Origin of the sequence: Proteiniclasticum ruminis DSM 24773 (genome assembly GCF_000701905.1) — a bacterium.
GTDB classification, from domain to species: Bacteria; Bacillota; Clostridia; order Clostridiales; family Clostridiaceae; genus Proteiniclasticum; species Proteiniclasticum ruminis.
The window spans coordinates 25,835-35,344 of record NZ_KL370833.1 but is presented as its reverse complement, the minus strand read 5'-3'; the positions used below and the strand labels follow the sequence as shown (position 1 = coordinate 35,344).

Annotated in this window: 8 protein-coding genes; all 8 read right to left on the bottom strand. The window is 45.2% G+C overall.

From position 1 onward, the window contains the following. Positions 1–599, bottom strand: a 599-nt coding sequence (locus T487_RS0115080) for an ATP-binding cassette domain-containing protein (RefSeq protein ID WP_031577969.1), incomplete at its 3' end; no start/stop codon positions are given. Then, entirely contained in the window at positions 589–1,677 is a 1,089-nt protein-coding gene (locus T487_RS0115075) for an ABC transporter ATP-binding protein (RefSeq protein ID WP_278245045.1), read from the bottom strand. The genes T487_RS0115075 and T487_RS0115080, both read right to left, overlap by 11 nt. Continuing rightward, positions 1,678–2,733: an oligopeptide ABC transporter permease gene (opp3C, locus tag T487_RS0115070; RefSeq protein WP_031577967.1), complete on the bottom strand. Its 1,056-nt coding sequence runs from the start codon at positions 2,731–2,733 to the stop codon at positions 1,678–1,680. It lies immediately after the preceding gene. After that, complete coding sequence (locus T487_RS0115065) at positions 2,726–3,667, bottom strand: ABC transporter permease (protein WP_031577966.1); 942 nt, start codon at positions 3,665–3,667, stop codon at positions 2,726–2,728. The genes opp3C and T487_RS0115065 overlap by 8 nt, the downstream gene beginning before the upstream one ends. 116 nt (positions 3,668–3,783) lie before the next feature. Next, complete coding sequence (locus T487_RS0115060; protein ID WP_031577964.1) at positions 3,784–5,445, bottom strand: peptide ABC transporter substrate-binding protein; 1,662 nt, start codon at positions 5,443–5,445, stop codon at positions 3,784–3,786. Between the two features lie 763 nt (positions 5,446–6,208). Next, positions 6,209–8,224, bottom strand: coding sequence for an FtsX-like permease family protein (locus T487_RS0115055; protein ID WP_031577963.1), 2,016 nt, complete (start codon positions 8,222–8,224; stop codon positions 6,209–6,211). Beyond that, complete coding sequence (locus T487_RS0115050; RefSeq protein ID WP_031577962.1) at positions 8,214–8,981, bottom strand: ABC transporter ATP-binding protein; 768 nt, start codon at positions 8,979–8,981, stop codon at positions 8,214–8,216. The genes T487_RS0115055 and T487_RS0115050 overlap by 11 nt, the downstream gene beginning before the upstream one ends. A gap of 9 nt (positions 8,982–8,990) precedes the next feature. After that, positions 8,991–9,401 (bottom strand): hypothetical protein, encoded by a 411-nt coding sequence (locus T487_RS0115045; protein WP_031577961.1) that lies wholly within the window; start codon positions 9,399–9,401, stop codon positions 8,991–8,993. Positions 9,402–9,510 lie beyond the last annotated feature (109 nt).

Below are 9,510 nucleotides of genomic sequence, written 5' to 3'. Positions count from 1 at the left end.
TGAATCTCCTTCATGAGATTCACCACCTGAGCCTGGATGGACACATCCAAAGCACTGATGGCTTCATCAGCAATGATGAGATCCGGATTCATCACCAAGGCTCTTGCAATCCCAATACGCTGACGCTGCCCTCCGGAGAACTGATGAGGATACCTGCTGGCATGCTCATGAGAAAGACCTACCAGATCCAGAATATCATATACCTTCTTCTTTCTCTCCTCTGGATCCATCTTCGGATGATGGATATCCAGGCCAAGGGCAATGAGATCCAGTACTTTCTTTCTGGGATTTAAAGAAGCCATGGGATCCTGGAAGATCATCTGCATCTTCATCCGTAGATTTTTCTCTGTCTTCTTGTCCATCTTTCCGGAGATGTCTTCTTCTTTAAACAGGATGCTTCCACCCGTAGGGTCATACAGCCTTATGATGGAGCGTCCAATGGTGGACTTGCCGCTGCCGGACTCTCCCACAAGGCCGTAGGTCTCTCCTGGATAAATCTCGAAAGAAACACCATCCACCGCCTTGACACTGAACTTTCTGGAGACTTTGAAGTGCTGCTTCAGATTTCTCACTTCTAGAAGTGGCTTTCTATTTTCCATGCATCTTCATCTCCTTTCTCATCCCTTCGATTCTTTCTTTCAGCTGCTTTGGCATCTCCACCTTTGGTGCATCCTCATGAAGAAGCCAGGTGCTGGCAAAATGGGTGTCTGATATTTTAAACATAGGCGGCTCTATGCGGTAATCAATGTTCAGCGCATAAAGATTTCTTGGGGCAAAAGGATCTCCTACCACCTGATGGAGAAGATTCGGCGGGCTTCCAGGAATGGCATAAAGCGTTCCTTCTGTCTTTTCAAGACTGGGAATCGCAGACAGCAGTCCCCAGGTATAAGGATGCCTTGGATCAAAAAAGATCTCTTCTGTGGTTCCCTTTTCAATGAACTTCCCCGCATACATGACCGCCACATAGTCCGCCACCTTTGCCACAACCCCCAGGTCATGGGTGATGTAGATGACAGAGATGTTCATCTTCTTCTGGATCTCTTTGATGAGTTCCAGAATCTTTGCCTGGATGGTCACATCCAGCGCCGTGGTGGGTTCATCACAGATGAGGACCTCCGGATCGCAGGACAGGGCAATGGCGATGACCACTCTTTGACGCATGCCGCCAGAAAGCTGATGGGGATAATTCTTCATTCTTTTTTCCGGCTCTGGAATGCCTACCAGATCCAGAAGCTCAATGGCCCGTTTCCTGGCTTCGGCTTTGGACTTTTTATGATGGTAGATCATTCCTTCCATGACCTGAGCGCCAATGGACATGGTGGGATTCAGGGAAGTCATGGGGTCCTGGAAGACCATGGCAATGCGCTTCCCGTTGATTCTTTTTCTCATCTCATTTCTGGAGAGTTTCAGAAGATCCTCATGAACCACCTCATCTCCTCGATGATAGGTGAAGTGAATAGAACCGCTGTTCACGGTCTCATTGCCGGATAGAATGCCCATGATGGCTTTCACCGTGACAGACTTGCCGCTGCCGGATTCTCCTACAATAGCCACGGTATCCCCTTTATATAGTGTAAAATCCACACCGCGGATGGCCTTTACTTCGCCTGCAGAGGTCTTGAAGGAGATGGAAAGATCTTTCATCTCCAAAACAGTTTCCTTTTCCACAGTGTTCACCTACCTTTCTTTCATTTTCGGATCAAATGCATCACGGAGTCCATCCGCCAGAAGGTTGAAACTCAGCATGATGATCCCAAGAACAATCACCGGAAACACAATCATATAGGGATGTGTGGTGAAGGACTTGAAGGCATCGCTGATGAGAGAACCCAACGAGGCGTTGGGTGCCGGAACACCCAATCCCACAAAAGCTAGAAATGCTTCTGTGAAAATAGCATTGGGCACTGAAAACATGGACATGATGATGAGCTGTCCGAAGATATTGGGGAGAATCTCCTTGAAGATGATGAAGAAGTCCTTGGCACCAAGGGTCTTGGAAGCAAGGATGAATTCCTGCTCCTTCAGTTTCAGCACCTGGGCTCTGGCCACCCGGCTCATGCCGATCCACCCAGTAAGGGCTAATGCCAGAGTAATGGTGAATAGACCCGGTTTCATCACTATAATCAGCAGCGTCACGAGAACCAGCGTGGGGATACCGTTCAGCACTTCAGAGAATCTTTGCATGGCCATGTCCACTTTCCCGCCAAAGTATCCGGAAATAAGCCCGTAGCTCATACCAAAAAGCATGTCCACCAGTACGGCCACCAGAGCAATGTAAAGAGATATCCTCGTTCCTGTCCAGGTTCTTGTGAAGATGTCTCTACCAAGGACGTCGGTGCCGAACCAGTAATAGGTGTTTTCAAGACCAGTCTCCTTTTCAGGATTCACGTACTTATTCACCTCCACAACACCTGTGGAGGTACTCATCTTCTCTGATCCGTCAAAAATACCAATGTTCAGGCTTTCAATGGCACGGATTCGAGGCGCCAGATTCTGATGCTGAATGATTTGGGAATCATAGGTGTGTTCATTCATGCCAGGCCCCACCACCGCCATGAGGATGATGAGGAAAATGAAGAAGAGACCAATGACTGCTCCTTTATTTTTTACAAAGCGCGCCAGAATATCCCTCCAGTAGGATTCCTTTGCATAGGCCTCATCCACGAAGTCATTCTGGTTTTCTCGCACCAGCTCGAAGTCATCGGGTTTAAATAAAATATCCTGATTATTCATGGAGATCCTCCTTTGCAAGTCTGATTCTCGGATCAATGATGCCGTATAAAATGTCCACCACCAGCATAATGCTGATGAACATCACGCTATAGACAAAAGCCAGGGCAATGATCACATTGTAGTCATTGGACTGGATGGCCGTGACCATGAGAGATCCGATTCCCGGAATGGAAAAAAGCTTCTCAATGACAAGGCTTCCTGTCATGAGGCTCACCACAAGAGGAGCCAGTACAGTGATGATGGGAATGAGGGCATTTCTCAGCGCGTGGACAAAGATCAGCCGATTTCTATGCATGCCCTTGCTTTCCGCCAGCAGCATATACTCTGAACCCAGCACCTCCAGCATTTCTGTCCTTGTAAACCTCGCCACCGTGGCGATGGTGAACATGCTAAGCGCTACCGTGGGCAGAACTGTGGAGTGAAAGGGTGCATCGAGCTGATAAAGAAGTGGAAACCACTTCAGTTTGAATCCCATGGAATAAATCAGCGCCATGGCAAACACATAGGAGGGCAGACTGACTCCAAGGACAGAAATCACCGTGGTCAGTGTGTCAAAAATGGTATTGTGTTTCACCGCAGCAATAAGTCCCAGCACAATGCCAACGGCTGTACCGATGAGCACTGCTTGTCCTCCGATCCGAAGTGATAAAGGAAGCCTCGACTCCAAAAGCTGAGTGATGGGTGTATTTTTAGAAATATTGTAGGACACTCCAAAATCTCCGGAAAGCATGGCTTTCAGGTAATTAAAGAACCTGAGAAATACAGGCTTATCCAGACCGTATTTGGCATTAATGATGGCTCTTTGGGCATCTGTCAGTTTTTCATCGTTAAAAGGAGAACCAGGCATCAGTTCCAGCATGATGAAGAGGATGAACAGTATGACCAGAAGAGTCAGTGCTGCGATGCCGATTCTTTTCAATATATACTTTTTCATAAGCGCTACTCCTCACAGAAATTTCAGCTAAAAAACAGAAGAGAGACGCTGTACACTTAATCCGTTCTAAACAGCGTCACACTCTTCTATTTCTTTATGGATTTTTCTTTAGTTCTTTATTTCTTCACAGCGTTCTTGAAGACTCTGTTGATGCCCACGGAGTGGAACTCAACGCCTTCAACGCCTGTTCTTACCATGACCGCATCACCTTTCTGATATACAGGAAGGATGACAGCTTCATCCATGACAATCTTTTCTGCTTCCTTTAAAGCTTCCCATCTGGCTGCAGGATCAAGCGCAAGCTCTCCTCTTTTTGCATCTTCGATGATGGCATCATAGTCTGCATTGGACCAGGATCCATAGTTGTTGGAGCTTCCTGTGGTCCACATGTCAAGATAGGTCATTGGATCTGCATAGTCGGGGCCCCATCTGGTTAGTACCAGCTCATAGTCTCCAGCCTGCATCCTTTCTACACGGTTCTTCTTTGGCATGGTCTGAAGTTCTACGGTGAGGCCTGGAAGGGCCGCCTGCCATTCAGACTGAAGGAACTGTGCAACATTGATGGAAGCTTCTGTATCCTCCACCAGCATGGTATAGGTCAGTCCTTCTACGCCCAGCTCTTCCAGACCTTTGGTCCAGAATTCCAGAGCGCTTTCCTTATTGGTCTCCAGATATGTTCCGGAGGTTTCTCTAAAATCTTTTCCATCTGGACCTGTGGCCAGAAGAGTAGGTACCGGGAAGTTCGCTGGAATGGATCCATCCTTCAGGATGTTGTTTGCAATGGCATCTTTGTCAAAGGAAAGAGCCATGGCAGTTCTGATGTTCACATTCTCAAGGCCTTTCACCAGCTGGTTTGGTGATACATACCAGAGGTAACCTGCTACTACATTGACAAATTCAGGATCGTTCATGAACTGCTCCACCTGTTCCCCTGAAAGGGTTGCGATATCAAGGTCTCCATTCTGATAGGAAAGCATGGTCTGCTGGGAATCCTTGATGACCTGATACTCAATACCAGAAAGCTTCACTGCATCCTTATCCCAGTAGCTGTCGTTCTTCACTAAGGTGATGGTGGTTGCTGCTGGCTCATAGGCTGTAACCTTGAATGGTCCGTTGGCCAGAAGAGTCTCAGGAGATGTTCCATAGTTGTCTCCAGTGGAAGTGAAGAATTCCTCATTCATCGGCAAGAAGGAGGGGAAAGACATGAGGGACTCAAAATAAGGCACTGGTACATCCAGCTGAACCACTAAAGTCTTGTCATCCTCTGCTTTTACACCAAGATCATCCACAGGAAGTTCTCCTGCAGCAATGGCATCCGCATTCTTCACACCAGCAACGCCCATGATGAACGCATACTCACTGGCTACTTCAGGGTCTACCAGTCTCTTCCAGGCAAAAACGAAATCTTTCGCTGTGACTGGCGTTCCATTGGACCATACGGCATCTTTCAGCTTAAAGGTATAGGTCAGTCCGTCTTCACTCTTTTCTACAGTATCCACCATGGCAGGAATCGGTGATCCGTCCTTATCCACAGAGTACAGTCCTTCCGTAACGGCTGCGATGACTTCAAAAGAAGTACCGTCTGTTGCGATCTGCGGATCCATGGAAGCCACTTCCACATTGAACTGGACTTTTAAAGTACTGTCACCCTCTGCAGGGTTCTCTGTCGGTGTCTCTCCTGGTGTTTCCGCAGGAGTTTCAGCACCGCTGCTGCAAGCGGTAAAGGCCATTACAGCAGATAAGGCAAGTGCCATGGCAAGTATTCTCTTTTTCTTCATGTTAATCCTCCTTCTATTCTTTCTTTGTATTTCCCATTAAGTACATCTGTACATGCAACCCACACAATTTTGTAAACAAACTGTATCCAATCGCCTAATATTTAATAATTATACATCCACACATGCAAGCGTCAATAATTTTCTTGCATTTTTCTCTATTATTATGATATTCACCTAAAGTATAGGGCCATAAAATGATGTAATCGTATTTATTTTTCTCGTTTTTATGAATCTGATATTGTATGAACTCGTTAATTTTCGGACGATTATATCCATTTCCATAAGAGCATTCGTTATATGGTGTAATATGATGCTGTATTCATAAATAACATCCGACTTATAACGCAAGATTTCCTGCATTAATATTTTATTCATGAATAATTATACGCATCCAACATTTCACTGAATTGAAGCAAAAAAAGACAGCCTAAATGATGACTGTCTTGGGTGAACTGATGTTATGAAGTTGTTTTCCTTAAAGATACTGACTGAGATCCATCTATCCCCTTCCCAGAGAGCAAAACCTCAGAAGAAGCTGGAAAGAAGGCCTGTCTGGGTATATCTTCCCCCTAAGACGTTTATAATCGTCCTTAGATAAGCTCATTTTCCTTTCTTTTACTCTTATCATAATACGCTTTTACCTTTTCGGTGTAATGTCCAGCAATGTTTGCAATATTAGAACCTCATAAAACCCCCCAGAACTATCCTCATAAGGATTTCTCTGGGGGGTTGAAAGCTAAATGGATGTATTCTTGATGCTGTCTTATGCCTTTATGATGTTTCGGTATCCAGTATATGTGGCATAGAAATATCCGCCATAAATGAAAATGAGCGCTCCTCCGATCATTCCAACAGAACTTAAGACTGTTCCCTGGTTGTAATTTCTGAAGATGACATTGACTGCCATCATGCCTACTGCCGCATGCACTGTCGCCAAGAAAAACGGAACACCGAAGTAAAGAGCATTCTGAAAGAGTACCGCTTTTCGGATCTGCTCTTCTGTGACTCCGATTTTTCGAAGGCTCTGGTATCTGCCATAACTGTCATTGGCATCTGAAAGCTGCTGAAGAGCAAGAATTGCCGCACTGGCCAGCAAGAAAACTATACCGATATATACACCGAAAAAGACAACAATCGCCGTGACCCCATAGATTCTTGCATGCACATCATCAATGGTGCTGCTGAAAGCAAGAACCAGATGATCATTCACATAGCTGTTACGTTCAAAGGTCTCGGACAACCCAATGAACTTCTCTTGAGATGTTCTATAGGTATCTTCACCAAAAACCGCATTGAATCCTGTCCTTTCCAGAGGCAGTTCTTCGACAAGGTCATCCGCTACGATGAAATAAAGAAAATTCGGAGAGATGGCTGTGGTTAGTATATTCTCAAGAACAGGCTCCTGATTTTTCAATGCAACGGATCTGTTTTGAATGGTTACCTTGCCATTTTCAGACATAAATCTTGCAAGTCCGCCATTGATCTTCCCATAATTGGACACAAGAAGGACTTCCTCTGTGGAAAGGGATACCGGCTCCTGACCTTTAAGTGCTTGCATTGCATTATAATCAGAAATCGTCACAGCAAGGACTTCTTTATCAAGATACTCCGCCTGCATCTCTTTCCACTCATCTTCTGACACATAAGGCTTTAGAAGATCCTCCGTGGTCAGGTACAAGCGGTAGACACTGAAAAAGCTGTGCTTCTCCGTCTCTTCAAAATCAAACTGAAGATGTTCCAAATACTCTTCCATGGTAAAGCGGTTCTCATTATGCTCTTCAAGGATCCAGGCAGAAGCATCAAAAGGTGTATTCCCCTCAATCATCCTGTCATTGCTTCCTTTAAAGCCAAACATGGTGAACAGCAGCGTAATGGTGAGAAAAATCATCAGACATATGGCACTCATAGAAAGATAATTTGAACTGAGTCTATAATGAAGCTGACGAAGAACAAACATCCTCAGATCTTTCAGGTAAAGGCTCTTCCGTTTCACAATCCAGTGTATGCCAAAGTTCGCCAGGCTGAAGAAAAAGAGAAAGGTCCCAAAGGTGCCCAGCACGATGGAAACAGGAAGCAGCACGCTGTCTGACAGAAGACCCACCTTGAGCACAAGAGCATAGGCTGTGCCCAGCATCGCCAATGAAAGCAGAAACAGAATCCCAGACAGGAACGCGTTTTTCACTTTCATTCCTTCATTTTTCCGGCTGGACTGCAGCAGTTCAATAAGCTCGTATCTGCCAATCATCCATTGATCCAGAAAAGCCACCACAAGGAAAATCAGTCCGAAATATCCCACGGACTTCAAGGCTGCACCTGCAGATACTTGAAATCTGAACCTTTCAAGAGGAACGTTCAGAAGATTCCCCGTGAGGACAGACAATCCTTGAGAAAGCATGATGCCCAATAGGATCCCTGCAGTGAGGGATAAAACTCCAATGAGAAAGGTTTCCAGAATCAGAATCTTTGATATGCCAGACTTAGGCATGCCTAAGGTCATATAGACAGCCATCTCCCTGGAGCGCTTTTTCAGAAGAAACTGATTGGCATAGGTGATAAGTCCCGCAAGGATCAAACTCACAAAGATCGAGGTTCCTGTTAAAACCATCCCCAGGGTCTTAATGATGGAGCTGGTGCTTTCACCAAGTACCAGCATGGTGCTTTGGCTTTCTATGGCATTGAACGCATAGAAGATGCAGACAGATATGGTTAAGGTGATAAAATAAATTCCATAGTCTTTATAACTTCTTCTTACATTATTTTTTGCTATCTTAAAATACATCGCCGATGTCACCTCCAAGGAAGGTCACCACTTCCATGATGCGGCTGAAAAACTCTTTTCTCGTATCTGTTCCTCGTATCAGCTCATTAAAGATCCGACCGTCTTTGATGAAGAGGATCCTATTGGCATAACTTGCCGTGTAGGCATCATGGGTCACCATGAGAATGGTTGCCTTCAGGTCCTCATTGAGCACTTCAAATGAGTTCATAAGAGCCCTTGAAGACTTGGAATCCAGCGCTCCTGTGGGCTCATCCGCAAGAATCAGCGAAGGATTCCTTACTAGAGCTCTCGCAGAGGCTACTCTCTGCTTCTCCCCTCCTGAGATCTGATAGGGATATTTATGGAGAATATCCAGAATGCCGAGTTTTTTTGATAGATCCCTGATCCGGCTTTCAATCTCCTCTGAAGGGACTCTCTGAATGGTCAGGGCCAAAGCTATATTTTCGAAGGCATTGAGCGTATCCAGCAGATTGAAATCCTGAAAGATGAACCCCAGCTCTTTCTGTCGGAAACGCTCAAGTTTTTTCCCTTTCAATGTACCAAGCTCCGTCTCTTTCAGGAAAATTTTTCCAGTGGTTGCATTGTCAATGGTTGAGATGCAGTTGAGAAGAGTTGTCTTGCCACTGCCCGAAGGCCCCATGATTCCGACAAACTCCCCTTCTTCCACAGAGAAGCTGATGTTGTCCACAGCTTTCGTCACAGTTCCTTTGGTTCCATAGTATTTTTCGATTTTTTCAATTTTCAGCAGTTCTCTCATATCACACCTCTACTTGTTCACTTTAAAGAGCGCTTTTGTTTCCATAACCTTATTGTCCTTGGCAAAGATTCCTACACCGTAGATTCCGGGTTCCATCTCCTCACTTATGCTAAACTCAGCTGTGAAGTATCCATCTTTCTTTTCTACCTTTTCTTCTTTGATGCGGTTTCCGGATTTGATTTCTCCCTGATACCAGACAACTGTCGCTTCATCCACATAGAATCTGTTTCCTTCTGCAACAAAGTAAATGGGTTCACCTGCCTGAAACTCCTTGGCAAAGTTCAGATCTTTATTTTCACTGTAAGGTTCTTTCGCGGTCTGCCCTTCGATGATCTTAGGTCCGTTCAGGTACTGATGACCAAAATAAAAGGACGTAAGCAGCAGCAGTATTCCTAAAATAGGTATAAGTGATTTTTTCATATTCGTTTCCTCCTGATTTTTAAGTGATGGCTTTATTTTATCAGGAGAACCGCTGCCCACCTATCGAACTTCCTTTCATGAAAGTGACATTTTTGAAAGACAGCGCTCA